General features: G+C 39.9%; 20 protein-coding genes. 2 read left to right on the top strand and 18 right to left on the bottom strand.

Features of this window, described 5'->3' with window-relative positions; translation table 11 throughout:
• Nucleotides 1-2: 2 nt before the first annotated feature.
• The 14 genes from JW794_03175 to JW794_03110 all read right to left on the bottom strand — a co-directional run bounded on the left by JW794_03175 (nucleotide 3) and on the right by JW794_03110 (nucleotide 16,361).
• Nucleotides 3-1,040 carry a PorV/PorQ family protein gene (locus tag JW794_03175; protein MBN2017125.1) on the bottom strand — a complete coding sequence of 346 codons (1,038 nt, stop codon included), beginning with the start codon at nucleotides 1,038-1,040 and terminating at the stop codon, nucleotides 3-5.
• A gap of 11 nt (nucleotides 1,041-1,051) precedes the next feature.
• Nucleotides 1,052-4,087 (bottom strand): hypothetical protein, encoded by a 3,036-nt coding sequence (locus JW794_03170; protein ID MBN2017124.1) that lies wholly within the window; start codon nucleotides 4,085-4,087, stop codon nucleotides 1,052-1,054.
• A gap of 49 nt (nucleotides 4,088-4,136) precedes the next feature.
• On the bottom strand, nucleotides 4,137-4,775 hold the full coding sequence (locus JW794_03165) for an energy transducer TonB (protein MBN2017123.1): 639 nt from the start codon (nucleotides 4,773-4,775) through the stop codon (nucleotides 4,137-4,139).
• 30 nt (nucleotides 4,776-4,805) lie between these two features.
• Entirely contained in the window at nucleotides 4,806-5,213 is a 408-nt protein-coding gene (locus JW794_03160; GenBank protein ID MBN2017122.1) for a biopolymer transporter ExbD, read from the bottom strand.
• 8 nt (nucleotides 5,214-5,221) lie between these two features.
• Entirely contained in the window at nucleotides 5,222-5,635 is a 414-nt protein-coding gene (locus JW794_03155; protein ID MBN2017121.1) for a biopolymer transporter ExbD, read from the bottom strand.
• Between the two features lie 22 nt (nucleotides 5,636-5,657).
• Complete coding sequence (locus JW794_03150) at nucleotides 5,658-6,461, bottom strand: MotA/TolQ/ExbB proton channel family protein (protein MBN2017120.1); 804 nt, start codon at nucleotides 6,459-6,461, stop codon at nucleotides 5,658-5,660.
• Nucleotides 6,462-6,481: 20 nt separating this feature from the next.
• Nucleotides 6,482-9,514: a TonB-dependent receptor gene (locus tag JW794_03145; protein MBN2017119.1), complete on the bottom strand. Its 3,033-nt coding sequence runs from the start codon at nucleotides 9,512-9,514 to the stop codon at nucleotides 6,482-6,484.
• Between the two features lie 102 nt (nucleotides 9,515-9,616).
• Nucleotides 9,617-10,426: a lipoate--protein ligase family protein gene (locus JW794_03140; GenBank protein ID MBN2017118.1), complete on the bottom strand. Its 810-nt coding sequence runs from the start codon at nucleotides 10,424-10,426 to the stop codon at nucleotides 9,617-9,619.
• A complete protein-coding gene (locus JW794_03135) occupies nucleotides 10,426-11,445 on the bottom strand; it encodes a phosphoribosylformylglycinamidine cyclo-ligase (protein ID MBN2017117.1) in 1,020 nt (339 codons plus the stop codon). The genes JW794_03140 and JW794_03135 overlap by 1 nt, the downstream gene beginning before the upstream one ends.
• Nucleotides 11,445-12,347 (bottom strand): sugar kinase, encoded by a 903-nt coding sequence (locus tag JW794_03130; protein MBN2017116.1) that lies wholly within the window; start codon nucleotides 12,345-12,347, stop codon nucleotides 11,445-11,447. The genes JW794_03135 and JW794_03130 overlap by 1 nt, the downstream gene beginning before the upstream one ends.
• Complete coding sequence (locus tag JW794_03125; GenBank protein MBN2017115.1) at nucleotides 12,347-12,565, bottom strand: hypothetical protein; 219 nt, start codon at nucleotides 12,563-12,565, stop codon at nucleotides 12,347-12,349. The genes JW794_03130 and JW794_03125 overlap by 1 nt, the downstream gene beginning before the upstream one ends.
• 1 nt (nucleotide 12,566) lies before the next feature.
• Nucleotides 12,567-13,766 (bottom strand): pyridoxal phosphate-dependent aminotransferase, encoded by a 1,200-nt coding sequence (locus JW794_03120; protein ID MBN2017114.1) that lies wholly within the window; start codon nucleotides 13,764-13,766, stop codon nucleotides 12,567-12,569.
• Between the two features lie 14 nt (nucleotides 13,767-13,780).
• Nucleotides 13,781-15,853 (bottom strand): glycine--tRNA ligase subunit beta, encoded by a 2,073-nt coding sequence (locus JW794_03115; GenBank protein ID MBN2017113.1) that lies wholly within the window; start codon nucleotides 15,851-15,853, stop codon nucleotides 13,781-13,783.
• A 67-nt stretch (nucleotides 15,854-15,920) separates the two neighbouring features.
• The gene (locus JW794_03110; protein MBN2017112.1) at nucleotides 15,921-16,361 is read right to left on the bottom strand and encodes a D-tyrosyl-tRNA(Tyr) deacylase; all 441 of its coding nucleotides are present in this window, start codon (nucleotides 16,359-16,361) and stop codon (nucleotides 15,921-15,923) included.
• A 312-nt stretch (nucleotides 16,362-16,673) separates the two neighbouring features.
• Here JW794_03110 and sprA point away from each other — a divergent pair, with 312 nt between their 5' ends.
• Both sprA and JW794_03100 read left to right on the top strand, forming a co-directional pair.
• Nucleotides 16,674-22,925 carry a cell surface protein SprA gene (gene sprA / locus JW794_03105; GenBank protein MBN2017111.1) on the top strand — a complete coding sequence of 2,084 codons (6,252 nt, stop codon included), beginning with the start codon at nucleotides 16,674-16,676 and terminating at the stop codon, nucleotides 22,923-22,925.
• A 1-nt stretch (nucleotide 22,926) separates the two neighbouring features.
• Entirely contained in the window at nucleotides 22,927-23,598 is a 672-nt protein-coding gene (locus JW794_03100) for a serine/threonine protein phosphatase (protein MBN2017110.1), read from the top strand.
• Between the two features lie 31 nt (nucleotides 23,599-23,629).
• Here the strand turns inward: JW794_03100 and JW794_03095 are convergent, their stop codons facing one another.
• The 4 genes from JW794_03095 to JW794_03080 all read right to left on the bottom strand — a co-directional run.
• A complete protein-coding gene (locus JW794_03095) occupies nucleotides 23,630-24,079 on the bottom strand; it encodes a hypothetical protein (protein MBN2017109.1) in 450 nt (149 codons plus the stop codon).
• Nucleotides 24,076-24,948 (bottom strand): flippase-like domain-containing protein, encoded by an 873-nt coding sequence (locus JW794_03090; protein ID MBN2017108.1) that lies wholly within the window; start codon nucleotides 24,946-24,948, stop codon nucleotides 24,076-24,078. The genes JW794_03095 and JW794_03090 overlap by 4 nt, the downstream gene beginning before the upstream one ends.
• Nucleotides 24,949-25,074: 126 nt before the next feature.
• Nucleotides 25,075-26,010 (bottom strand): hypothetical protein, encoded by a 936-nt coding sequence (locus JW794_03085; GenBank protein ID MBN2017107.1) that lies wholly within the window; start codon nucleotides 26,008-26,010, stop codon nucleotides 25,075-25,077.
• A 32-nt stretch (nucleotides 26,011-26,042) separates the two neighbouring features.
• The coding region (locus JW794_03080; protein ID MBN2017106.1) for a DUF2461 family protein at nucleotides 26,043-26,225 on the bottom strand (183 nt) is incomplete at its 5' end.

The raw sequence follows: 26,225 nt of genomic DNA, 5'->3' as shown, positions 1-26,225 counted from the left end.
TATTAAAATTTCATTTTCAGGGATAGACGTATAGGTCCGGTCAGGAATTGTCCATCCATCTTTTCTTCTAGTTTACCAAAAGGAGTGTATGCAGCATCAATATCCATAACAGCAAAGGAAGTAGCAAGTTTCCAGCCCAATCCGAAAGAAGCAGCTTGACAATCAAGATTAAATTGATATCCACCACGCAGGAAGAAGGTTCCGATTCTGTATTCAAGTCCAGCATTGTAGGTTTCAAGACGATCGACACAGTTGTCAATCTGGAAAACAGCATCGAGAGACTGCATGTTCGATTCTAAAATGCTCATTGCAATACCAAGAGAGAAGTTCATTGGAAGTGCGAAAGAGAGTTCTTCTCTATCTTCATCAACAAGTCCGTCAGCATCATTGTCGAGAAGATCATATGGGTCTTCATCAATAAGCCCATCTCCATCATTATCGAGGGTGTATTTCACTTCAGGACCAAAATTCCTCAAACTCATTCCAATCGTTAGATCTTTCCAACCGGTATTATAAAGTGATCCGAGGTCTATACCCCAGCCGTTGACGTCATATTCATCAAGGTTTTCCCTTAGATATTTAAATGATAAACCAACTGAAAATTTATCAGTCAGCATTGTTGCATAAGATAATCCAGCCATCATATCGCTACAGGTAAATTGTTCGCCGTTTGGACCAAATTCATCAGCAGTAGTAACATCCATCCAATCCATATACAATAGTGAACCGTTAATTCCGAAAACACCAAAAGAGGTTGGGAAGGCAATGGTGAGATAATCATAGTTAATGTCAGCAACATATCGCGTATGATTTAAAAATAACTCTGTATCGGTAGAATAGGCAAGTCCGGCAACGTTCCAATACGTGGATGAAGCTCCCTTTGTATATGCAGTATAAGCTTCTGCCATACCAATAGCACGAGCATCAACACCGATTTTCAAGAACTGTAAACCGGCAGTACCAACTTTTGCAAAAATATCAGCTTGAACCAAGGTTGGTATCAGTAAAAGGGCCAATAGTAATAAAATTATCCTTTTCATGTTAACCACCTTTATTTAATTAAAACAAGTTTATCGACTTTAACATCGCCAGTCGCATGGTCTTCAACAGAATAAAGATACACACCGCTTGCAATGATCTGATCGTGTTTAGAGAGAAGATCCCAAGGTTCGATACCACCTGGAGCAATACCTATATGTGTTGCTTTACTGGGATTAATAACATCAACGGTTGATACGCCGTCATGTTCAATCTCATCAACGAGATCACCGGCAAGAGTATATATTCTTATTGTACATTTTTCAGGGAGATTTACAAACCAGATACGTTTACTTCTGTCTCCATTCTCATCCTTATCACGTCGTCCATCAAATTTACTTTGTCCAAGATACGGATTTGGGACAACATAGATATCGTCAAGATTCGTTGCAGCAGAGGGACCGCCGAAAATTGTTATTCGGTTTCCATCTTTACCTGACTCAAGAGCTTGTAAGTTTTGAGAAGGAATACCTCTGTCAAACGATGTGACAGCAAAGTAGTTTTCTACACCTTTTTCAGGATAGAGTATCTCACTGATATAATATCTTCGAGATAAACGCTCCTTTTTCAATTCAAGCAAACCTTGAGGATGTGCCTGACCTAAATGTTCTGGTAGAGGTATCAATCTGTCGTCATAGAGGTCCAGATAAAGGTCATTGCTCATTTGGGGATTCTTGAAGAGAAGGGATTCTTTTCTATGTCTTTCTTCCTCTGGGAGGGTAGAATATTCTTGAACACTATCTTGTATGCATTGGTCTGTACTATCAAGAATATTATACAAAGGAATTCCATATACCATATTTCCATCAACAACTTTCACGAAAGAATATAGCGAGTCGAGTCTGTAATAGTCAGTCCAGTACACTGTGCTGTCAGTAGTATAAATGATATCTTCTGTTGGATTTGTTCCAACAATGTAGTCCATTGGAATTCCGTTATTGATTCCCAATTGTCCACCGTAAGAAACATTCATACTGTCAATAGGAAGATTCATACATACATTATAATCTCTCATATCCTGTTGAGTATCTATTTTATCCCATCGATTCATTCTCATGTATGCATCTTGCTCACCTGAGTTTGCAGCTTTCCAAAGCGAGTATCCCTGGAAGTCATGTCGCAAGCGATACGCTGTCCACGGATTAACAGTAGCATTTATATTATAAGTTTGACCATTCCAATGCCAAGGATCAAATTCTTCGGGAAAATAACCATAATGGGCTAACTGTTCATCATATTTTCCTATGTAACTATCAAGGAATGGAATGCTGTCCTGCCAACCTACAAATTCTTTTGTAAGGGTCATTCGATCTACAGTAAATTCTGATCGATTGTCCCAATAAACAAAGATTGTATCTCCATCTAGTGATTGATCGAGTGTCATATGTGGAATGTCAGGAGGTCCTGGTGCTTCATAATGTTTGAAGGTATCCGGTAGAACAACTGTAGTAAGAGTTTGAGCTTCACCATATAATACTTTTGACCATATAGCTGTTCTCTTCAGCTCTTCAACATCGTCTCCTGGGAAAACGGCAATAACGATTTTCATGGTTTCACCGGGAAGGAGGTTCCAGCTTGAATCCGTTGGTGCATCAAATCCCTGCATATCACCATAGAAGGCAAAGAGGTATCTTGTATCGCATGGATCATTTAATTGAGCGCCAGGATCTTCACGGAGCGATGTGTATTTTGTGCTGAATGAGTCTTTATTATGTGTCATCAGCCAGTATTTTTCGTTTCTATCCGCATTCGAAACATTATGACTTGGACCATCCCCAACGTCCCATGTCCAGCAAGCGAAGTCTAATTGTTCAGGATCAGGAGTACACACACGAGAACCTACGTAACCTGTGGTGAGACCTCCATCCTGATCAGCATCGTATGTATAGGCAAACTCAAAGCCTTCTCCAGGAACATAGCTACTTATATCGTCACCAGCTCGAGCCTGAGCCCCCCATGATTGAGGACCAACATCACAGTCCATGTACACTGCCATAGCACAGTCGAAGAGTGTATCGACAGTATTCATGTTGGTTATATCGAATTCGACATAAACCAGATTTTTAATATATTCATAACTCCACTGAAAACTTACCTGGCGGACACGGATATTATTAGGAATATGTTCTTGAGCATAGGATTGTGCTTCCTGTACTCGTTCGCCGGGTGTTCCAAAGGGACTATAGTCATAATAGTAGCCAAGGAAGTCCTGTTCTGAGATAGGATAGCCATCTTCATCACGAAGCAGATCTCCATCATCGTCCTGTATTTGAGCAAAGTTATAGATGCTATCCGGGTCTACATATCCCAGTTCAAGGAAACCGAGAGGGAACCAGATGTCGATGTTTGCGAGGATCTCGTCCGGTAAACACTGTGTTCTATCTACTACACCTCTGAATTCATTCATGCCTGATTCAAAAGTGTTGAATTGTGAGGGAACGGTACTACGATAGGGAAATGCAAATCCAGCTGGATCTTCATCGATTTTGCCATCTCCATCATCATCCACACCAGTTTGCTGGTCACGGATCGATGATTCAATAACACCATCTTTCAGGTTGTAGATATCGTACTTAGGTCCAAGAACATTTTCTTCTAACGGATTATACGCTGGAAGGAATTCGTAATAATCATCATCACCATCAAAACCAACAGTAACGAGTGTATCAATAACCCTTCCATAGCCCATATTAACTGTCCCGGTTGTCTCTTGGTTCGCATCTTGCCAATACAACATTTGTCCGAAGTCATTTCTTCGTTGTTTGCATGCACCGAACCAAAGAGCTCCTTGGTATAGATAATCGATACCGGATCCACCAGGATATTCCAGGGAGGGCCATTGGGGAACTACATCATCTCCAGAGCCAAAGAAACCATAGTTACTCACTCGCAACCATATGTTTCCAACATCATGATAGTGAAAGATATCAAGTCTTCTATTTGCGCCGGAGCCACCATTAACCGATCGAGCCCAAACTACAGAGCTTGAGAGGATCAGCATGAGGAGCACTACCAGAAAAACAGGCAGGAAACCAATTTTTGAGCGCATATTACCTCCTACTTTCTTCTTTAAAATTCTATTTTTCATATGTACTACTTTATAACTGGAATGTTATCGGAAAGGTAACCCAGACTGCAACAGGTTTTCCTTGATTTTTTGCAGGTATGAATTTCCATTGTTTGACTGCTTCAATTGCTGCTTCGTCGAGACCACCAGGACCAGACTGAAGACTTTTAACAATCTCAACAGCACCAACCGAACCATCTTCAAAGACTTCTGCACGAAGTGTTACAGAACCTTCGATGCCGGCATTTTTAGCAAAATCGGGATATTCGGGTTCAACCTTTTTCATCGGAATTGGCTCTTCTTCATGAACAACAAATTTCGGTGTTGTACCTTCACGAGATACGGGAGGGGGTTTTGTGAGATCAAGAGTGGTCGGACCGATAGTCTCGATTTCTTCAACCTCATCTTCATCTCCCATATCACTCTCTTCAATAGTGAGAGGTATGATAGGTTTTACTTCTTCCGGAGGTTTGAACTTCTGCCGTACTTCGGGTGGGATCTCAATGGTTTGGATTTCTTTTGCCTTATGCTGATAAGGTTTCACTTCGATCTTGGGGAAGACCATGAAAGTGAAGAGCAGCAAAAGAAGTGCGAGTGATAATGATTTCTCATAAAAAGAACTCGCAACGTCTTTCCAATCATTTTGAGTATTAACAGATTTATTTTGCATAATATAAAACCTTTAGTAATTTATAGTGCATTACCTAAATTTCCGGGCTTCAAAGGAGACCCTTAGAGCATTTGCTTTCTTAAGCTCGTTCATCACATCTACCATGATGCCGTATTCAGTATCCTTATCAGTTCTAAAGCTAGTTATCATTGCAGGATTTTCTGCAACTTTTGCCTGCATAACATACTGTATCTGGTCAACTGGAGTAGCAAAATCATCGATAGAGATAAGGCCTGAACGGCTGACATAAATAGTTGCAGCGTTGCGTCTGTTGATCTTCTGAATGGCTTGAGCGCGGGGAAGGTCTACCTTCAACCCTTTTTCTTTCACGAAGGTTGTTGAAACCATAAAGAATATCAGCAGTAAGAAAGCAATATCGGACATTGAAGCATTTGGGATCTCAGAATCGATTTTTGTTTTTCTTACTATTTTTGCCATAGAACCTCTTATCGGGTAGATAGTGATACGGTTTGAGCACCGGCAGCGAGTAATCTATCAAGAGCACGAACCATCATTTCGTACCGTGCCTGACGATCTGCTTCCAGCACAAAGACCATTTTCGGATTTTCCACGATTACATCAGCGACGATCTGCTCAAGTTCAGCAGGTGTGACAATTTTGTCATCAACAGCGATATCACCTCTTCTATTAACTTTGATCTTTGTGAGGTTTTCCTGCTTGATCTTGACCTTTTGACCGCCTGATTCGGAGTGAGGTGGAAGCACTAAACCGAGCCCTTCTTTCACATCGAACTTTGTTGTAACAAGGAAGAATACGAGCAAAAGAAATGCCACGTCAGCCATCGACGATGTCGGAATCTTAGGATTGAGACGCGGTTTTTTTGCTTTTATAATATTCATGCTAAATCAATTCCTTACATTGCTATTTGACTTCTAATAATGCTTCCGTCAATTTCTCAGAGCCAGTCTGCATGTCGATGATCAATCCATCAATAACAGATACAAAGAAATTGTTGAATAACTGGATAGGTATAGCGACTGCCAAACCTGATGCTGTTGTGATCAAAGCTACTGAAATACCGCTTGCTACAATTGTTGGTTCAACTTCACCAGCAGCAGCGATTGCTTCGAAAGCCTGGATCATACCAACAACCGTTCCAAGGAATCCAAGCATAGGAGCAAGGTTAATGGTCGTTGCCAAAGCAATAAGTCCTTTTTCAAGGAATGACATTTCAAGAATTGCAGCATGTTCAACAGCTTTTTCAACTTCTTCTGAACCTTTATCTGCTTTGAGCAGTCCAGCATGTAGAACGCTGGCAACAGGTCCACGGGTCTTCGCACACAGTGCTATTGCATCATCGAATTTCTTTTCTTTAACTAATGGGAGAAGCTTCTCTAAGAAATCGTGAACAGATATTTTTGCGTAACGAAGGGAAATAATTTTCCAGATGGAAGTTGCTAATGCCCAGATAACGAGAATGAGCATCGGGTACATGACCCATCCACCTTTGATGAAAAGATCAACTAAGCCGCTACCGACAATTTTACGTGCGAAGGCTTCAATGCCTCCAGTTTGGACTGTTTCTTCAACGACAACAACTTCTTCTTCAGTAATTGCTGTTGTGTCTTCAACTGTCATTTCATCCTGCGCACAAAGGTTGCCGACAAACATGCCAGTTATCAATAATGCCAAGAGTAGAATTCTGAATTTCTTATTGGTATACACTTGTATATCCTCCTAAATTTTTACCATTCAAATCTTACACCAAGGGAAATCCTGCGACCTATTGAATAGATATTGGGATTGGAAAGTCCTTCAAGATAAATGGCAGCGCCTGTAACGTCTTCACCATCTTCTCGTTCGATCTTGCCGTCATGATTTAAATCATAGGTGTCCCAATAGGTAAGGGTGCCTTTATCAGGTGTTTCACCGGTTTTTGTATCAACGTAGTTAATATTAAGGGTATTAAATAAATTTGAAATATTGCAGAAGATAGTGAATTTAGTATCACCAAAAAGGTTGAATGCTTTACTCACTCTCAGGTCTGCACTATTTGTCCAAGGAAGTCTATCGGAATTTGTTTCAAGTTGGACATTACTATCAGGATCAGGTGTTAAAGGAGTATAGGGAGCACCTGATTGAATTCTCCAGAGCAAGCTTGTATAGAATTTATCAGGCATCTTGATACCAAAGAGATAGAACTCTTCGTCTTCGGGAATTCTGAAATCAAAATTCAGTGAAGCATTATGTCTGATGTCCCAATCAAGAGGAAATTCTCTCAGGTTGTCTCTTGCTTCAACGGCACCGGAGTTACGTCCGTTTGCCCAGGAATATGTGTATCCAAGTGTGAAGCCCCAGAAATTACTAAAACGTTTTTTCAGGGTAAGTTCTACACCACGTGCACTGCCATAGTCCTGCGAAATATAAAGCCAGTATTGTCTGCCGGCTTGTGCAATACTATCCGGAAGGAGAGAGTAGTCATTATCAAGAATACTAACAAGATTATAGATATTCTTGTAGAAAATAGTCACATCAAGAAGGTAATCTTCACCCATCTGATGCTCGACACCAACCTCATATGTGATAGTTGTTTCGGGCTTCAGGTTAGGATTACCAACTTGAGCTCCCACCTCTCCTGCGCGCTCTGTTGAGCTGGTGAACACATACTGCATTGGAGGAAGCTGACTTTGGTAGTTATATGCAAAGTGAAGCACATCTTTATCAGTAATAGGATGTGATACACCTAAACGGGGACTAACCATGATTTGGAATTTTTTAACATCTTCAGTTCTGGTCTCAAATCCACCGCTGCCATCGTCTACAATGTATGTAACCTTGTCCCATTCTGCATCAATATATTTACCAGTTGTATCACTTTTAATCTGGTATTTGTTTCCAAGATACCAGAAGTCGAAACGCATACCGGCATTAACGATCATACCTTCCCACTCCATCTTATCTTGGAGATAGTATGCGCCCTGCCAGGGAAAGGCTTTATAGCCGTCAATATTTCCGCCAGCAAACTTGATTGCGTCGATAAAATCATTCTTCCAGTAAATATCTTCGCCATATGCAACCATATTTAGTTGATCATAGGGAGTAACATTTGTATCAACTTTTGTTACTGTTTTTAGATAATTAGGAAGTCTTGTAACGTCATCAATGTCCCAGGGATTATTAAGACGGTCTTTATAAATTTCGTTGAATTTGATCTCAATACCGGTTTTAGCTTGATGTATTTCGTTTATCTGGTAAGTGAAATCACTTCTCAAAGAATAGGTGATTGTCTGGTCTTTCCAGAAATTCCCCGCGTGTGTTCCCGGATTTGTGAACAGCGGCACTGGTTGTTCATCATTAAACTGGTCGTAATATTCTAAAATCTGATCTTCCTGCTGCCCGGGAATATGAACGCCAAAGTTATTGGAAGTCGGATCTTCAGTCCATGTCGGATTGTTCCAATCAACATTTTGAGCGGTGAAATACCAACCTCTATCAACACCGGAATTCAAATCAATATTTGTCTCGAACCTGCTTGCGCGGACAGTATAGAACATTTTTGGAGATATCGTTTGATCCCAGGTGAGTGCAAGTTGATTATGTTCTGTTGTCCAGTGGTTCATATAGCGAAGAGACAATCGGTTAAGATAATTGAAAGGAAGATTTGTTTCCCTATCACCTCTAACTGCTGCTGTAAGTTTGACAGTTGGACTAACCTGGAACTTTGTTTTAAAGTTAGCTTGATAGCTGTTAACATACCTGTCACCTACATCAAACAACCAAATTTTATCTCTTCCTTCTGTGATTGAATTGATCTCGTTAAAATAATATAATGAATCACCGAATCCGAAATAAGAAAGTTGCCCAAGAGGATTAGACAGAGGGTTGGTTTCTTCAAGAGCATAGTAATCTTTGTACCTTCCGTCTGTCCATGCACCAGTAGTGTTGAGATAGAATGTGAACTTATCTCTTTGATGTTGAGAGCCGGAAGGAATGATCGGCCCACCAAATGCAAATTTGACCTGGTCTTCATTGCTTCCTTCATCAAAGATGTGGTCGGAACTCATTTCGAGCTTTCCTGAATATTCAGGACCACCTGATTTTGTCACAAGGTTAATAATGGCTGATTGTGCGTTACCGAACTCAGCAGTAAAACCACCTGTCTGAACGGACATGTCTCCAACAGCGTCCATATCGAGCTGCATGCCAAATCCGTTATCAACCGGATTGGAAACCGACATACCGTCAACAGTGTACACAACCTCATTAGCACGACCTCCTCTAATGTGAAGATTTTCTCCAGAACCTACAGCACCAGCAGTAACAGCAACGATCTCTTGAATTGATTGAACCGGCATTTGTTCGATATCTTCGGAACTAATGATTTTTTCCGAACCTGTAATATCTCTCTCAACAAGCTTCTGTTCTGCTCTAACAGTGATACCTTCAATTTGTGTATCAGTGCTTTTGAGTTCGAAGTTTAAGGTTGTGGTCAAGTCAAGATTGATCTTTACATCTGTAATGGTGACTGCTTGATAACCCATTCTGAAAGCTTTGACTTCATAGGTGCCAGGAGGAATGTTAATTACCATATAACGACCTTTGTCGTCTGTGGTTGCACCTATTTGTTTCTCAATAATGATTACATTGGCGCCGATAACGGGCTCTCCAGAATCAATATCAGTAACCCGGCCAGCAAGTTTACCTGTCGTACCTGCATGGAGTACGGCTACTAGAAGAAAAAGCACAACGAATGTAAAAGCGAATAAGTACCTTTTCATAGCTTCTCCCTTCATGAAAAAATTGGTCTTAGGTACTAAGACACGGAACTAATTTCAAGTGCGCTAAAACATATGTCAACTTTTTTGTACATCAATAAAACATTACTTTTCATCGAAGTTATACTTATTTTTGAAACCTTCATACAATTGTTTCTCATATGATGTTAACTCATCGTTTTCTGAGAAAGTAATTCCAAGAATATTTTGGAAATTTTTCTTTAAGACATTTGCAAAATTATTAAATGTCACAGGATTCTCGAGAAGTGAATTCACTGCAACGGTTTTTTTTGATAAGAGTTTCTTTATTGTTTCTTTTTCTTTTATGCTTTTCGTAGGTAATAGCTCTGCCATCAATTCCTGATTATGATTGAAAAGAATTGATCCGTGCTGAAGAAGGGCATTGCCTTTTCGTATCTGAGCGCTACCTATTAGTTTTTTTCCATTATAGTTTATCTCATACTTTGAAGCGCTTGTGAAACAGGGATTGATCCAAATCTTCTGCTCTCTTTCGGATGGCATGCTGTCATACATAACAGCATCGATTCCAATCTCATGAAGAGATGAGAGTAACACTCTTCCTATTTTTTGGTAGGATTCAAGTATGGAACCGGAAAGAACTCCGTCAGTTCTGGATATAACTGCGTAGGTTACTTCATCATAATGAAGAACTGCTCTTCCGCCGGTTGGACGTCGAACAAGTCCAAATCCATATTCTTTTACTTTTTCAATACAAATGTGCTCGTGGATCTTCTGATGATATCCGAAAGAAACGGTGGGGGGATGCCAATCATAAACTCGTACTGCAGGAGGGTAATTTCTATTAATGACACCAAATAAAAGTGCTTCATCCATTGCCATATTCTCATAAGGTTTGAGTTTTCCGGAATTGATGAAGCGCCAGGTTTCTGCCATTATTGAAGTACTACTTTTTTCTTCCCTTTTTCAATTGAACCGATGATTATCGCATCAGTTTCCTCAATAATAATGTCAGCATGTTCTTCATCGACGATTGCAATCATTCCGATACCCATATTGAATGCTCGATACATCTCATCAATATGTACATTTCCCCCTTTTTGGAGCATCTCGAATAGTGGCGGTATTTCCCAAGAGTCCTTTTGTACAACAGCAGAGAAACCACCTGGAATTATCCGTTTCAGATTACCGGGTATTCCTCCACCTGTAATATGTGCAAGTCCCTTGATTATTTTATTTTCTATATACGGTTTTAAGATAGGGTAGTAGGATTTATGAACAGCAAGAAGTACTTCGGCAATTGTAGAATGTAAGTCTTCAATGAACGAACCCGGTTTTAATTGCATTATGTCAAAAACAATTTTACGAGCGAGGGTATAGCCATTTGTATGAAGTCCGGTTGAAGGAAATCCGAGAAGAATATCACTATCTGAAATAGTCTTACCTGAGATGACTTTATCCTCATTAACACAACCGATAATCGTTCCAACAAGATCAAAATCATCATCGCTATACAGAGACGGCATCTCGGCGAGCTCTCCACCGATAAGTGCACAGTCATTCTCTTTGCATGCTTGAGTGAGTCCTTTGACAATTTCTTGAATATGCCTAGGCAGTACTTTCCCGATGCCGATATAATCCAAAAAGAAAAGCGGATACGCACCCTGGGTAAGGATATCATTTACACAATGATTAACGATATCCTGCCCAAGAGTATCCCATTTTTGAAGCATGTTTGCAATGTGTACTTTTGTACCAACGCTGTCTGTGCTCGAAACGAGTATTGGTTTTGTCCATCTTGAGAGATCGAGTTTGAAAAGTGCCCCGAATGAGCCAATGTCAGTTACAACATCTTTTGAGAAAGTATTTTTTGCAAGCGGTTTTATAAGATCGACAGCTTTTTCTCCTGCCTTAATGTCTACACCTGCTTTTTTGTAATCGATCGAGTCTTTCATTATTCGAACTGTGTATATTTTTTTAGTTTATTAAAACGCGAAATAATTTTGTCTTTCGAGAGCTTTGTAAGTGCGTCTAGGCTAAAGCCCTCAACATTATAAGCCGATGTAATGGTGCCCATGATCGCTGCCTGCCTAAGCGTTGACTCATTAAGTGTTTTACAATAAGCAAGATGACCCATGAAACCTCCGGAGAAACAGTCACCTGCACCTGTTGTATCCATAACCTTTTTCAGAGGATAGCCTGGAGCAAAAAAGTAGAAATCCTTTTTTACGATCATAACACCGTGCTCACCCTTTTTGACGACAACCGTCTTTGGGCCATATGTCAGAATTTTCTGGGACGCATCATACAAATAGTGTTCCAGGGTTAATAATCTAATTTCTTCATCATTAATAAAAAGTATATCAATATGCTGTAACATCTCCATGAGTGCATCGAGTTTTTTGATGATCCAGTAATTCATTGTATCTGCGGCAATGATCTTAGGCTCTTTCATTTGTGTGATCACTTTGAGTTGTATTTCAGGATCAATATTGCCAAGTAGAATAAATGGAGAGGTTTGTAGTTCTTCAGGAATCGTTGGATCAAAAGATGCAAAAACATTGAGATGAGTTTCAAGTGTGATTGCCTGGTTGAGATTGGTGTAGCGTCCCCTCCAGCGGAAGGTTTGACCATCCGCAAACTGAAGTGCGGCAGTATTGACCCCATGTTTTTTTAAAAGCGTAATATATTCTTCCGGAAAATCCTTACCAACTATGCCGACGATTGCCACATTATCATACAAAAAGCTGGCTGAAACAGAGGCATATATCGCAGAACCTCCAAGTACATCACGGACCTTCCCGTGATGATTTTCTATAGTATCTAATCCGATGGAGCCGACAACAAGCAGACTCATTATTCGACCACCTCTTCTTCAATGATAACCGTCGCAGGTTTGTCGTTTTCATGAAGAATGTAATTCCAGAATTTTGAAACACCACCTGTAGAAAAAAACCGTATAAGAATAATGAGAATAATAAGAAGGAGAATGCGTATGATCAATTTCCAGACAGAAGTAAGGTCTTTATTTCGATATGTTCTTCGCTTCTTCCATTCGTCGGTAAAAAATGACATGTTATAAAATGCGATTCAATCCATCAGCAAAACGCTGCAAACCAGCTTCGATGTTCTCCATTGAATTTGCATAGGAAAAGCGAACATAATTATTTGCCCCGAAAGCAGAGCCGGGAACGATTGCGACCAGATTATTTTTAAGAATATATGTGCATAGGTCTGCAGATGATGTGATATTTTTCGAGTTGTTTTGAAGATAAAACGATATGTCCGGCATAGCATAAAAAGCGCCTTTTGGAAGTGTGCATTTAATATTAGGAATCGAATTCAGTCCTTCAACAAGGAAATTTCTGCGCTTTTCAAACTGCTGGCGCATCCGTTCGATACTTCCGTCATCCTCCCGCAATGCAACCACTGCAGCTTTCTGTGTCATTGAGTTCACGTTTGATGTGGTATGACTTTGTATGCGGCTTGCATATTTAATAACTTCAAGAGGACCTGCAGCATATCCAAGACGCCATCCGGTCATTGCGTATGCCTTTGATACACCATTAATGACAATGGTCTTTTCTTTTACCTCAGGAGAAAGGGATGCGATCGATACATGCTTTTCACCATCATAAATGAGTTTCTCATAAATCTCATCAGAAATAATAAAAATATCATTTTTTGCACATACTTCAGCAATTCCCAGTAAATCTTCTTCTGAATAAACACTTCCTGTAGGATTGTTTGGAGAATTAAGAATAAGTGCTTTCGGATTGCTTAATGAATTCAGTGCTTCTTCAAGTTGCTTCGCTGTGATCTTGAAATTTGTACTCATATTAGTGAGAAGAAGGATCGGGTGTCCATCTACCATTTCGACCTGCGATGTGTAGCTTACCCAATAAGGTGAAGGGATGACCACTTCGTCACGAGGATCGCAGATTGCAAGCAGAATATGAATGATAGATGCTTTCGCACCGGGAGATACAAGGATTTGATCAGCGCTGTAATCAAGACCGTTATCCACGCGTAGTTTTTCGACGATTGCATTTCTCAGCTCAGGAATTCCTGCAGCAGCTGTATAACGGGTGAAATTATCATCCAAAGCCTGCTTCGCAGCTTCTTTGATATAATCGGGTGTGTTGAAATCGGGTTCACCAACACCAAAATTGATTACATCTTTGCCTTCGGCTTTCATCTGTTTTGCAAGCGCAGAAACAGTAAGTGTCGGGGACGGCTTTATTGCACGGGCTCGATGGGAAAGGAATGTGCTCATTTAAACTCCATAAATTATAATTCATATACGATCTTCGAAAGATCAGCAGTTTTTACAAAGGTCGAATGTATTAAACGAAGAAGCGCCATGCGGTTTTCACGCAATTTTTCATCTTCGACCATCACCATTACATTATCAAAAAAATTATCTATAGAAACTTTGAGTCCGAGAAGATCATTAAAACATTCGACGTAATCCCTATCTTCAAGATGAGTTTTATATGATGGGATTATCTCGAGTAGTTTCTGGTAGAGCTTGGATTCTTCTTTTTCTTGCAAAAGCGCTTCTTGAAGTTTTACTTCCTTTTTTGAACTTTCCAGAATATTGGAAGCTCTTTTAAAGCCGACTATGAAATCCTTGAAATCATCATGGGTTTTGAATTGTTGTAGGCACTGAGCTCTGATGAGTGTATCCGGGATATCTGAAAAACCAGCTTCTAGCACTGCATTTATGACATCATAATCGATACCCTTGTTTTCGATGTACATACGAATCCTCTGAATGAAGAATTCGACGACAGCATCACGAAGCTCAGGATCGGCTTCCTTGAATGCTGCAATGCTTTGATCGATACATTCTACAAGATCGAGGGAAATATTGTTTGCAGCAAGAATGCTAACTATTCCGTTTCCTGCTCTCCTGATACCGAGCGGATCGCTTGTGCCGGTTGGTTGAAGTCCGATCGAAAAACATCCTGTGACAGTATCCATCTTATCCACGAGGGAGAGAGCTGTACCAGTTTGTGTTTCGGGAAGAACATCATTTTTAAAACGTGGAAGATATTGCTCAAAAATTGCCTGTGCTACTTCAGGATCTTCTCCATCATTGAGTGCATATTGCCAGCCCATGTAGCCCTGAAGTTTTGTGTATTCCTTTTCACCAAGAATGAGTGTTGTCAGGTCGGATTTGCATAGAAGAACAGCGCGTGAAATTTTATTCTCATCATAGGAAAGTGATTGTGCAACCCAGCTGCCGAGTGATTTCATCCTCGTTATTTTGTCATAAAGTGTACCGAGATTATTGATGAACGTGACCTTTTTCAGTTCTGGAACTCTGGCTTCAAGGGATGTTTCCCTGTCCGTATCGAAATAGAATTTTGCATCACTGAGACGCGCATTGATAACGCGTTCATTACCATAAAGCACTTTATCGATTGTAGCCGGATTGCTGTTTCCGATGCCGATAAAGAAGGGTATAAGTTCGCCTTGTTTATTTTTTACGGAGAATGATTTTTGTGTTTCTGAAAGGGTTGTTGTCAGCACTTTCGGAGGTAATTCGAGGAATGAAGGATTAAAGCTGCCAATGATAGGCGAGGGATATTCAACCAAATCTGTGACAGTTTCGAGGAGTTCCTCATCGTCGACTGGATATCCTCCTGCTTTTTCTGCTGCAGCATTTATTTCTTCACGGATCTTTGATTTTCGCTCATTCCTGTCTGCGATAACGAAATGTTCATTTAATAAAGAAATATAATTACTTATATTATTAATATAAATATTATTTTGCAATATCTGAAATCTATTTCCATATGTGAGATTATTACTTTTTATGCCGTCTACTTCAAATGGAAGAATATTATCATTATATAATGCCAGAAGCCATCGGATCGGACGGGCAAAAAAAAGAGCACTGTTACCCCAATGCATCTTCTTCGGGAAAGGAATGTTGGGGATGACATCGATTGAGATTGTTTGGAGAATTTCTTCTGTAGACTTTCCTTTGAAATGTTTCGTTGCGCTAAGGTACGCGCCCTTTGAAAGTTCTTTGATGATTACATCCTTTTCATCGAGTCCCTGTTTTTTCATAAAACCAAGCCCGACTTTGTTCAGATTCCCTTTATCATCATATGCAATTCGTTTTGGAGGACCGATTATTTCTTCAGATGAATCTGCTTGACCGGGTGGAAGTCCCGTAATAATAAGACACAATCTTCGTGGTGTGGAAAAATGTTTTATCTCTGAAAATTCAAGCTGTGCTTCTTTTAGTTTTTTTGAAAAATATTCCTGAAGATAGGTTGCTGCAGGACGTATGTAAGAAGCAGGAATTTCTTCTGTTCCAATTTCATAGAGATAGGTATTATTTTTCATATTGAGGGGGAAATTTCCGTACTATGGAAACTGTGTCAAGATTTTGGGTGACGAGTTACCGTAAGATCTATTCCCTCTCCAGCCAAAACGTAGCAGGACCGAAATTGAGCAGATCGATTTGCATGAGCGCACCGAATTTACCAAGTTTTGTTGGAACGCCTAATTCATTAAGACACTTTCCAAAATATTCGTATAGTGCTTCGGCTTTATCGGGAGAAGCCGGTTCAGAAAAACTTGGACGGTTTCCTTTATTCATATCTGCATACAGTGTAAACTGTGAAATAAGGAGAATCTCTCCTCCAATATCCTTGACACTGAGGTTCATCTTTCCCTCGTCATCCTCAAATATGCGCAAATTGATTGCTTTTTTTGCAAGGTATTCCACCTGTTCTTTCGTGTCTTTATGCCCGATTCCCAGGAAGATAAGAAGCCCTGTTCCAATTTCGGAAACAAGTTTGTTATCAACCGATACTGATGAACGTTTCACGCGCTGAACAAGAAGCCGCATGATACCTCCAAAAAATTGATATATGAATAGGAGATGTACACTCGTTATTGTCAACAATCATCAATTTCTTGACGATAAAATCCATGCCGTACATATACGAACTTCATATGAATAAGAGCAGAAGTATGATAACTGATAGGAACAAAATATTGACCGTAAGGGATTTGGGTATACATTTTGGCAATCAAAAGAGGAAAACTGCCTATATACTTTGATACTATCGTGATGTTGCTTGTATCGAGCACAAAACTGTTTCGCGGAAAAGTCCGTTCATTATAAAAAAATAATATGTAGATAGTAATAAGTTTAGGTATGAAAAATAAGTCAGTTTTTCCCATCATTTTCCTGTTTCTTATTGGAATAGGTTACACCTTGCTGCAATACAATGCAATACAGGCGGAGACTGTTATACATGAAGGGAAAGAAACCTCACATGAAGTAACAGAGAAGGTGACGGACAGCGCTGGCGAAGTACACGAAGATACACTGCTGATAGCAACAGACACACTTTTCATTGAAACACCCGAACTCGGAATTACAGATACAATTAGTCAAACAGATACACTGAACTTGACCGAACAGCATGAAAAGCAGCAGGATTCAGTTCGGGTAAAGGAGAAAAAGAAAAAATACATCCAACGAACCTCATCATTCCCGATTCTATTTAACTATCCATTCTCAATGCCGCTTATGGCTAAAAAAGATTCAGCTGAAGTCATGAACTATCTTCTGAAAGAGGTATTTCCCAGAAAGAAGTTCAGTAGGTATTTTGACAGCTATTCTCTCTATGCACAGTCGGATGATATCGATATACGAAAAAAGAGGGTGTTAGTAAGCAGTACGTTTGGTGATGCACGAATACATGCTCCCTTTGCAGTTGGACTTCCCGGTTATATGAACGCCCGTTTTCGGGAAAAATTCTATAATATGATGATCGTTGACATAGACGAAGCAGAACAACTCCGCCTCCAGGATCGGGAGTCACAGGGTATCATTCCGGACATTGAATTTCCTAAGATCAAGATGCCCAAAGCTATGCAGCGTTTCTTTGGGGATAATATCGGACGCCTGAAAGTGACCGGTTCTCAAAAGATCACGATTGGTGGCTCTTCGACTATCCGAAAACCTGAAGTGGTTACCGAAGGAACGAAAAAGGGGTTTTTTCCTGACCTGAAAATGGAGCAGAAACTCAATCTCGGCATAAGCGGTACTATAGGAAAGAAGATCAAAGTCGAAGTAAAACAAACCTCAGATGAATCAATTTTTGAAAAGAATAAGATCAGCATCAAATATGTTGGTGATGAAGACGACCCGATAAAACTTATCGAGTTGGGTGATACGAGGCTGTCTTTGTCCGGTTCCCAGTTCTTAAGCTACTCTGCTTCCTCCGAGGACCTTTTTGGTATAAAGGGTGAATTTGAGTTCGGTAAACTACGACTCACCACCATTGTCAGTCAGCAGGAAGGTCAGCAGGCATCTGCATCTGCCACAGGCAACGCAGTCGAGCAGGAAACAGATTACCTGGATAAAAGCTTTGTTCGGAATAAATATTTTCTGTTTAACCAACCCGATAGCTTGTTTCTAGATGCTCAGGGTCATTTTGTTAACCCAGACACACTTCCTATGACAGAGTGGTACTATATAGCAGATAAAATGCCCAAACAGGGAACAGTACAAGTATTTATTGATGATGGGAATTTTGATCCGGCAATCGATGTTACTGGATATGACCAGCATGGTAATGAATATAAGTTCAGACAACTTACAGATCCGATCAAAGAATTCTTTATCGATTATGAAAATGCTCCCTATATGATACAATTTGGGGTAGGTATTTCGGACAATTATGCGATTGGTGTAATCTATGAAGAGGTTAGCGGTAAAAAGTGGGGAGAATACATAGATGGCGTTCCACATGTAAAAATGATTAAAAAGAGTTATCTGGTTCCAAGTTCAGAACTTCCGGATGCAAAATGGAATTATCAGGTGAAGAACATTTATAGCCTTGGTGGAACTAATATAGATCCACAGGATTTTGACGTTAAGATATTTTACGAAGATCCAGACAATAATGGAAATGAGACTTTCGAAATTACTATTAATAATGTTCAGCATAAGCTCATCGATATTCTTGATTTAGATACGAACGGTGATGGCAAGGTAAATGGTAGTGATGAAACAATCGATCTTGAAAAAGGGATCGCTCAATTCCGTATGTGGGAACCATTCCAACCCTATTGGTTTTCTGATTATAGCTCAACGTTAGGAAATCCTATGGTCTACAATGAAAGAAATCCGGACATTACAGACTATAATCCTTTCTATGTTCGCGTAAAATCAAATACTGTAGGAAGTACCATAAACCTGGGACATATCAATATCATTGAAGGCAGTGAAAAGGTCTATGTTGATGGTGAACTTATGAAAAAGGGAGTTGACTATGACATCGACTATTTTTCTGGTACGGTTCGCCTTAAAGGAGATGCCGCGAGTGACCCGAATGCAGTAGTTAAGGTTGATTTTGAATACAAACCATTCTTTAATATTGATAAAAAGAGCATGTTCGGTGTTCGAGCGGACTATGAGTTCAACGATAATGCAAAGATCGGTGCAACTTTTATGTATGAGGGTGGTTCGACAGGCAATAAACACGTAAAAGTAGGAGGAGAACCAACAAAAGCATTTGTGGGGGATATTGACGGTTCTATACGAGCGGAGTTGCCGTTTGTCACTGACCTGGTCGATATGATACCGCTTGTACGAACAAAAGAAACGTCGACCGTGAATCTTTCCGGTGAAGTTGCCATGAACATTCCAGATCCCAATGCTACTGATAAAGGGGAAGCATATATCGATGACATGGAAGCGATCAATGAGATATTCTCAATAGGGCTCAGCAGAACTGAATATGATTTTGCGAGCTGGCCTCTCATTATTGATTCATTAATGATTGATTCACTTATAACAAGAGGTGACTTTAGCTGGTATAATCCTCATAATGTATATCAGAAAAAGGATATCTATCCTGATCTTCCTGAACAAGAGGGCAGAGAATATGTTTCAGTCTTGGAATGCAAACTTGACCCTCTATCATCACTTCCGAATTGGGGTGGTATTATGAAAAGCTTTGGCAGGACAGCAGAGGATGTTGAGAAGAAAAAATATCTTGAACTGACGTATAAAGCAAAGGATGCTGATCAGGGTGACACACTTTTTATAAATCTTGGCACGATGAGCGAGGATTATTATCCGATAACACACCCAAACAATGTTTTGAACTATGAAGATTTAAACCAGGATGGAGTACTCGATGCTGGTGAAGATGTCGGGCTCGATAATGTTCAGGGAACAGATCCGGTACCTCCCAAAAGCCATGAATTTGATGGAATTGAGGGTATTGATGATGGAAATGATGATTATAATTATTCTGCAGGTTCAACAGATTATAGCGGCATTAACGGAGCAGAAGTAAATGGGCGTCTGGATACTGAGGATTTGAACAAAAACTATGTGCTTGATACGAGAAATAACTATTTCCAGTATGCGATTGATCTTAAGAACGTCGATCCTGAAGTAATTATTTCCGAATATAATGACTGGATGTTCATTCGAATCCCATTACAGGACACTCTTTATTTTAAACCCCTTGGACAGGGTGGGGTTGCCTGGGATTATATTCAAAGTGTCCGTCTATGGATGAAGACCGAGACTTCTGATGATAAAATTATAGATATCGAGACTTTTGAACTTGTCGGAAATAAATGGGTAGCGTCCACGATCATGGATACCACACTTCATAAACCATCGAACCTGCAACCAGATGAAGTTTTTGAAGTAGCCACTGAAAATAACCTGAACAATCCAGATTACACACCACCTCCGGGATCGTTAATAGACGATGACGATAAAGAAAAAGAGATCGAGCAGTCACTGGTTTTGAACATTCAGAACCTCGAACCGGACAGGTACGTATATGCTAAAGAGACCTTCTCAGAAAAACTCGATCTACTCAATTACAGCAAAGTAAAGTTATGGGTCTATGCGCAGCATGCAACAGGACCTCCTCCAAATGCTTCAAACACTGAGACAATTGTTTTCCGGCTTGGAGCAGACACTTCGAACTATTATGAATATCGCCAACCAGTGCAGGTTTATGATGACATCGATACGAAGATGTTGGAAAGCAGGTGGCAGGGCATAACGATAGATTTTACAGAATTTACAAACCTCAAGAGAAGTGATGTACCGGACACAACATCCCGTCTCAGGATCGTAGGTAATCCATCCCTTGGATATGTCAAACAGGTTGTTGTGGGACTTGTCAGACCGGACTCAATGCAAACATCATTCAGCGGAAGAATATTCTTCGATGATATCAGAGTGAGTGATGCATATGGGGAAGTCGGCATGGCAGCACGGCTAACACTGGATACAAAATTTGCCGATTTTGCTGATTTGCAGCTTAGTTTTGAGCGTAAAACACCAAACTTCTACTCCCTTGGAGCAACCGGTGGAAGTAACCAGGACAGCTATTCGTATTCACTCAGAAATAATCTCTACCTTCATAAGTTCCTGCCTGGCGATTGGGGATTCAACATTCCACTGAAATTTGATTACACCTATGGAGAAAGCAAACCTCGCTTTAAACCAAACTCAGATGTTAAACTAACAACATCAGAGGAAAAGAATGAATATAAAACTCTTTCTGAAACAAGAAATGCATCTCTCTCATTAAGAAAATCCAAGAAATCAACGAACTTCTTTTCCAAACTCCTTTTAGATAATACGTTCATCAAAGCTACAGTTCAGCAAAGTAAAACGCTCTCACCCACAAAACGGGATACGACCCTGAAATATACCGGGACATTTGATTATACATTAAATATTGGAAAAAAACTCCTTACACTCAAGATCTTTGAAAAATTTAACTTTTACTTCGTTCCCCAAAAAATAATTTTAAATACAAATTATACATACTCAAAATTTAATTCATGGTCAAAGCAGGTTCAGGATACGGTCTTTATTAATGATAAAAAAGCACCGGTTCATACACTTAATCCGAAATTGACAGTAAATTATGAACTTTTCACTGATTTTGATGCGGACTATATCCTTAACATGACACGCGATCTGACCAAAACAAACAAGGTCGGGAATCTCAATATTGGTGTTGAAAGTTCTCGAAACCAGGATGTAACGCTTGAATATGTACCACAGTTCATGAAGTTCTTCAACTTCAATACAAAATACAAAACAATTTATAAGCAGAGCCGCAGAGAAAATCTACAGAACGACTCTTTGTCGATTCAATATGAAGTTGAGAATGAGAAGACAACCTCGGCAAATGTCACACTCAAGTTCAGTAAATGGGGTAAGGACATCATGGAGCTTATAGATATTGAGGAGGTTGTCGAAAAAGATGGAAAAGAGGAGATTATTGAGGAGGAAGAGGAAAAGGAAGAAATACCTGAGATAGACGAGAGAGAGCTTGAAGATATTGAACGGAAGAAACAGATGGAGAATGAGGATCCTGAATTGGGGAAACAGAACGAACTTATCGATTCTGTTCAGGTCGAGAAGATTGAAGAAGAGATAACTGAAAAGGATGATGGACGAGCGGCATTCAACTTCCAAAAGATGGTCATGTATGTCACAAAAGTGGTTGGATATAGTGTGAAAATGCTTGGAAATGCAGATTTTAGTTATACGAATACATATAAAACAAAATATTTTGCACCACCTGATTCTTTGCCGGGAATCTATTACCAGCTTGGTCTTCGAGATCAAACTGCTGGTTCCATCCAATCAACCGGCCAGTCGGATGCATTCTCTGTCAATACGCGAACAACGTTTGAGGTCTTTTCATTCCTCAGTGCAGACCTGAATGCAAAATACACGATTGACCTTACAAAAGCTTCAGGAAATAAAACAAAATCAGAATCGATCGTTCTACCCGGGGTGATGCTGAGTTTTAACAGTATCGATAAATTGCTGAAAGCAAAATTTATGACAGGAAGCAATCTCTCAACGAGCTTTACACGTCTGATATCGAACACCGGCCAGGGATTCTGGGAAACTCCTGAACAGACCACAGAGAAGTACCAATTCACTCCTTTATTATCATTTAATACAAAATTACTTAATAAGATAAATACTAATCTTGGTTTTAATTATACATTCAGTGACCAGAAAAGTTATACAGGGAATTTCAAGCAAACGCATACAAACGAGATGGGATTGAGCATGACGTTCAGATACTCGTTCCAGGCAGCAAAGGGTATCAAGATACCGCTCCTTGGACGATTGAAAATGAATAATAAGACTGATATTGATCTGAATGTCAGCTATACATCAAACAGATCACAATATACGGATACATCAAATCAGCAATGGCAAGATGCAAATCATAAAAACGTTCTGAAGATCGAACCGAGGATTGCGTACAACTTCAGCCGGGATATCAATGCAGGACTCACCGCACGATATGAATCGTCAAAGGATGTAAAAGCAGAGACATCAAGCACGACGACAGCCATTAATATCTGGGTAGAATTCAAATTCTAACATGAGGGAACAGGATTACAGACGCCTTATTGCAGTAGGTGACATTCACGGTCAGTTTGACATGCTGCAAAGGTTGATGGAAAAGATCAAACCATCGAAAGAAGATTTTTTTGTCTTCCTTGGAGATTATATCGATCGCGGCAGGAAATCAAAAGAGGTTATCGATTATTTAATAAAATTTCAAAAAAAGTATGATGCAGTGTTTCTGCGCGGGAATCATGAAGATATGCTTCTCGATCTTCTAGGACTGGATGATCATGCGATCAATGGTGATTACTATTACAGAAATGGGGGGGAATTTACTGCTCGTTCATACGGGAATGAGGATTCAACGATCAATGACCTCAAAGATCTCATACCAGCCGATCATATTGAATTCATGAAAAATGCGAAGATATTTTTTGAAACCGAGCTATTCTATTTTGCCCACGGTGGGATCATGCCGGGAATACCTTTCGAAGAACAGGATCGGGATGTTCTATTGTGGATTCGATACCAGTTCATTTTTTATCCTACAGGATTGAAAAAGATCGTGGTTTTTGGGCATTCACCGCAAAGAGAGGTGCTCTTGGCTGAGGATAAAATTGGTGTAGATACCGGGGCGGGATATTACAAAAAATTGAGTGCGATCGATGTATTCTCAAAGGAGATTTACCAGGTAAAATATTTGTAGGGGTGATTCTCCGAATCGACCCCGGTGTTTGTTAAAAATTATATCTTAACGAAACACCCAATCCCTCGAATTCAACATCCAACGTTTTTTTCTTCTCATTATAATTGAACAACTTGGCATCAACATATGCATCGACCAATGCCAACAATTTCACAGTTGCCCACCACCATAGCATGTTCTGCCGTTGTTGGTAATAATAATTATACTCATCATAATCCGTATCGCTATGTGATTGTTCATATCTCGAATATGCATCGTTCATCCATATATGATATTGGATTGCTGTTCCTATAAGCATGGATTCTGCAGCGATATCGATGCCTGCTTTGATATATTGCTTGTTATATATCTGCCCTCCCCCAGGAATGATCGACCAGAGAAGCGCTTTAGTTGAGCTTCGTCCAGTATCGAATTTCTCACCTGCCAAAAGTATAGACGTGATGAAAAAAACAAGTGATAAAAAGACCAAAATTTTTTTCATTCTTCCTCTTGTTGAGATGCAGTCGTATGTGATGGCAAGAGATGGAGGATAAATCCGGTAAAGGTCGGTAATAGTATATTAATTGTGAAAAGGATTAGAGATGCGCTTGCTGCCTGCCCTGGGTTAACAAATATTTGTTTGAAGAAATACACAGAAGCTAATTCTCTCAGACCCAGACCGCTAAAGGTGATGGGAATAGCATTGACCAGCATGACAATCGAGATGAAGAAAAAAGCACCAAAAATGTTCACGGGTCGAAATGCATTAAGTATCAAATAAAACTGGAAAATATACACGAACACGAAAAGGAGTGATATGAGTAATATTTTTGATGTATGAACTCCGCTTAAGATTGATGTGTATCTCTTGAAATAGGGCAAATGTTGCGCGAGATACTTTGAGGAGAACATAAGGACTATTACTGCCACAACAGCGATGAGATAATAAAAGCTCTCGTGAAAACTTAATGAGATAAGTCCGAACAACATAAGGGCGCAGAACGCAAAGAATTTTTCATAAAATGCGAGAACGACCATTTCGTCTTTTTTAGAATTCGTAATATGAAATGCTCTTCCGATCTCACCCAGACGTGCCGGTGTAAAGATACTATATGAAAAACTGTAAAGGATCGAGGAAAGAATCTCTTTATTGGATACCTTTTCTTTGCTCAGCGTTACGAGTACTTTCCAGCGCAGTGATTGCAGAAACATATTGAGTGGAAGCAGGAGTAAAGCAAGGATGATCCAGACGGCATCGGCATTTCTCATTGCAGAAAGTATCTGTTGAGGTTTGATGATATAGAAAAGAAATACCAGGAACAGAATACTGATGATGATCTTAAAAATGAGGTACGATTTTTTTTTAATCATAATGTAACAGGACACAGATTTGCACAGATAGGACATATCCTCGCAGATAAATATTCTTTGGTTTTATATTGTTCCATTTAATGTATTTTAATCAGTGCAAATCAGTTGCATCGGCGTTCCATTCACCTATCCTTCAAGGAGACTACCCATGAGAAGTGGGAACATTATCTCGTGATGACCAACAAAGTAATAACCCTTTCCCCCGCATGCAGTAGGACGGTGAACAATATTCGTCATTGGTCTGTAATGTTTTATCATATCGAAAACAGCAGTATAGAAATTATTAACTTCAAAACCAAGATTACGTACAACGGTCAATGCCTTGAGGAAGACTTCCGGTAGAATTACTGCAGAACCGAACGAGAGGAGAACGCCACCACCATTAATTTCTTTTATGATGTTGGCAAAGATCTTGAAATCTGTATAACTTGCACCGCCAAGTGCTGCTCCGTCTGCCTGTGGATGTTGATGGATAATATCGGTTCCGATAGCTGCATGGACAGTTATGGGTACATCATATTCATAAGCTTTTGCAAACACGCTGTAATCCCAATAGGGCGGACGTTCTTCAAAGATGAATTTTCCCAGAGCTTCACCATAGCCAAGATCGTTCTCAAATCCTTCAGAAATCACCTCGTTGATGATCCTGCCTGTTTCCGCACCCATACCGAAGCTGCCGTCCTCGAGTGCTGTTTCAACATCCTCGGATGTTTTTCCGAAAAATGCGATTTCAAAATCATGGATACTGACGGAACCGTTGACCGCAATCGCTGAAATCACTTCCTGCTCAATAGCTCTATTGACAAGTGGTGCTAAACCGCATTTGATGAGATGTCCGCCAAACATGAGAATGACTGGCTTTTGGTCGAGTATGGCTTTTTTTGTATGACGAACCAGTTCTTTAAGATCCTTTGCTGCGAGGATATCAGGAAGACTTTGTACGAATTCATTGGTATCCACAAATTCATCAGAAATAAAGTCATTAACATGAACTTTACTCGGTCGGTCTTCGACAGAATAGGTCGAAATATTACTAAGATCTATTTCTTCATATTTTGACATAGCTGCTTCTTCGGGACAAGGCCCTTTCTAAATTATACTAATTTTTCTTTAGACCAATAATGGAGGGGTACCATTGCTTTGTAAATATTAAAGCACCAATCGATAAAATTTGATGAGAAAAGAGCATCAGGCGGGGAGCACTCATACCATGTGTAGATACCTTTGAATTTAAGGAGTTCAGCATATTTATAATTTTGATCATAGCCGCGGGGTAT

Source organism: Candidatus Cloacimonadota bacterium (assembly GCA_016932035.1).
Lineage (GTDB): Bacteria > Cloacimonadota > Cloacimonadia > JGIOTU-2 > JGIOTU-2 > Celaenobacter.
Note: the sequence above shows the minus strand (reverse complement) of the source record. Positions and strands in the feature narration are given on the sequence as shown.

Bases quoted from the DNA above. Each gene is read 5' to 3' on its own strand.
- JW794_03175 (MBN2017125.1), bottom strand. From the start codon at position 1,040: ATGAAAAGGATAATTTTATTACTATTGGCCCTTTTACTGATACCAACC.
- JW794_03170 (MBN2017124.1), bottom strand. From the start codon at position 4,087: ATGCGCTCAAAAATTGGTTTCCTGCCTGTTTTTCTGGTAGTGCTCCTC.
- JW794_03165 (MBN2017123.1), bottom strand. From the start codon at position 4,775: ATGCAAAATAAATCTGTTAATACTCAAAATGATTGGAAAGACGTTGCG.
- JW794_03160 (MBN2017122.1), bottom strand. From the start codon at position 5,213: ATGGCAAAAATAGTAAGAAAAACAAAAATCGATTCTGAGATCCCAAAT.
- JW794_03155 (MBN2017121.1), bottom strand. From the start codon at position 5,635: ATGAATATTATAAAAGCAAAAAAACCGCGTCTCAATCCTAAGATTCCG.
- JW794_03145 (MBN2017119.1), bottom strand. From the start codon at position 9,514: ATGAAAAGGTACTTATTCGCTTTTACATTCGTTGTGCTTTTTCTTCTA.
- JW794_03140 (MBN2017118.1), bottom strand. From the start codon at position 10,426: ATGGCAGAAACCTGGCGCTTCATCAATTCCGGAAAACTCAAACCTTAT.
- JW794_03135 (MBN2017117.1), bottom strand. From the start codon at position 11,445: ATGAAAGACTCGATCGATTACAAAAAAGCAGGTGTAGACATTAAGGCA.
- JW794_03130 (MBN2017116.1), bottom strand. From the start codon at position 12,347: ATGAGTCTGCTTGTTGTCGGCTCCATCGGATTAGATACTATAGAAAAT.
- JW794_03125 (MBN2017115.1), bottom strand. From the start codon at position 12,565: ATGTCATTTTTTACCGACGAATGGAAGAAGCGAAGAACATATCGAAAT.
- JW794_03120 (MBN2017114.1), bottom strand. From the start codon at position 13,766: ATGAGCACATTCCTTTCCCATCGAGCCCGTGCAATAAAGCCGTCCCCG.
- JW794_03115 (MBN2017113.1), bottom strand. From the start codon at position 15,853: ATGAAAAATAATACCTATCTCTATGAAATTGGAACAGAAGAAATTCCT.
- JW794_03110 (MBN2017112.1), bottom strand. From the start codon at position 16,361: ATGCGGCTTCTTGTTCAGCGCGTGAAACGTTCATCAGTATCGGTTGAT.
- sprA (MBN2017111.1), top strand. From the start codon at position 16,674: ATGAAAAATAAGTCAGTTTTTCCCATCATTTTCCTGTTTCTTATTGGA.
- JW794_03100 (MBN2017110.1), top strand. From the start codon at position 22,927: ATGAGGGAACAGGATTACAGACGCCTTATTGCAGTAGGTGACATTCAC.
- JW794_03095 (MBN2017109.1), bottom strand. From the start codon at position 24,079: ATGAAAAAAATTTTGGTCTTTTTATCACTTGTTTTTTTCATCACGTCT.
- JW794_03090 (MBN2017108.1), bottom strand. From the start codon at position 24,948: ATGATTAAAAAAAAATCGTACCTCATTTTTAAGATCATCATCAGTATT.
- JW794_03085 (MBN2017107.1), bottom strand. From the start codon at position 26,010: ATGTCAAAATATGAAGAAATAGATCTTAGTAATATTTCGACCTATTCT.